3 protein-coding genes are annotated in these 1411 nt (G+C 58.4%); all 3 read left to right on the top strand.

The features are described from left to right. Positions 1–167 precede the first annotated feature (167 nt). Positions 168–404, top strand: coding sequence for a heavy-metal-associated domain-containing protein (locus F4V60_RS00510; RefSeq protein ID WP_075728850.1), 237 nt, complete (start codon positions 168–170; stop codon positions 402–404). Positions 405–608: 204 nt separating this feature from the next. Continuing rightward, the gene (locus F4V60_RS00505; RefSeq protein WP_075728849.1) at positions 609–926 is read left to right on the top strand and encodes a hypothetical protein; all 318 of its coding nucleotides are present in this window, start codon (positions 609–611) and stop codon (positions 924–926) included. A gap of 121 nt (positions 927–1047) precedes the next feature. Continuing rightward, entirely contained in the window at positions 1048–1317 is a 270-nt protein-coding gene (locus tag F4V60_RS00500) for a hypothetical protein (RefSeq protein WP_150387344.1), read from the top strand. Positions 1318–1411 lie beyond the last annotated feature (94 nt).

The following is a 1411-nucleotide window of genomic DNA, read 5'->3' as shown; positions in this document are numbered from 1 at the left end:
CCGGCCTTTAAAACGCCCACATCCCTCTCTCTGTTCCAGGACAATTTCCTGGTAGGAGAGATTTGTCGTTGTTTGATCCAGGTCAAGGAATTAACCTGGAAAGGACCGTATCTTTAAAGGTGCAAGCACAGGAACATGACGATAAAAGATGAAAGGACCTGGTTACGATGACCGCCCCCGCCACACTGAAGAACACCACCTTGCGCTCTGATGAGTTCACCTGTCCGAGCTGTGTCGCCAAGATCGAAAACAAGCTGAATGGTTTGGATGGCGTGGAGAATGCGGAGGTGAAGTTCTCCTCCGGACGCATCCTGGTCACCCACGACCCACAGAAGGCCTCCGTACGCGACCTGGTTACCGCGGTAGCCGAGGTCGGTTACACTGCCAAGCCGTCGGCGATCTGACGCACTCCCGACCCCACAAGCCCGCCCGCACCAGAAAGTGCCGGCGGGCCATCTGTGTCCCCGGGCTACGAGCACCACAGTCTTTTTGCGATCCAGATCTCACTTTGCGGGTACTTGATGCGGATCAAGGTACTTTCTCCGGATTGTTCATAACTTAATGAGTGCCACAAAAACACCTGATCTTCATCATGAAAGGACACCACCATGGCCGAAGTGACCTTTGCCAGTCTCCACGAGAAGATGAACTTCCTGCTCAAGGACCACGGGGTCGAGAACTTCGACGAGTCGGATCTGGACCTCGAATCCGTCTCCTCACTGCACGCCAAGGTGAATGCGTTATGCGCCGCCCACGGCGGTGACCCCTCTAGCATGGCGAACGATACCCTCGCCCAGCTGCACCCGAAGCTGGACTTCCTGATGAAGGGGCACGGCGTGGACACCGACACTGCCCGCCTGGACTTGAGCACACTGGAGGCTGTGGATGCCAAGGTCAACGCCATTGTCAACGCCCACGATCATTAGCGACTGGACCATCTTTCCGAAGTGGGAGCCGCGCTGTCCTCATGCCCACACCGACCCGTGAACGACAGGGACCGAATCTTCTCGCAAGAACTCGAGCCCTGAAATACAGGCGACATCCAGGGTGCCATACGCAACGGCTACTCCCGCCTATCACAGTGTGGCGGCGTTGTACCGTGTGAGCCATCCTGCGGGCCAGGACGACACTATCCACCTAGGACATCTCAAGGAGACCCGTGACGCCTACCAGCGACGCGTAGATGACGACCTCGCCCTGTTCCCCTCCCTTGCGGCGCCCGACCCACACGGCCGCTACCCGATCCGGGAATGGCTGAGCACTCACACCGGCCCTCTCATGGACGCCGGCTGTACCACCAAACCCTCGGCCTACTAAACACCCCCTATCCGAGTACCCGGGAAAGGAGCATGATCGACGCCACGTCATCTCCACGCTAGGAACCCACCAGCACCGTGCGGTGCTGGTGGGT

This window comes from Corynebacterium flavescens, assembly GCF_008693105.1.
In the GTDB taxonomy this organism is placed as follows: domain Bacteria; phylum Actinomycetota; class Actinomycetes; order Mycobacteriales; family Mycobacteriaceae; genus Corynebacterium; species Corynebacterium flavescens.
This window is presented reverse-complemented; position numbering and strand designations above follow the sequence as displayed.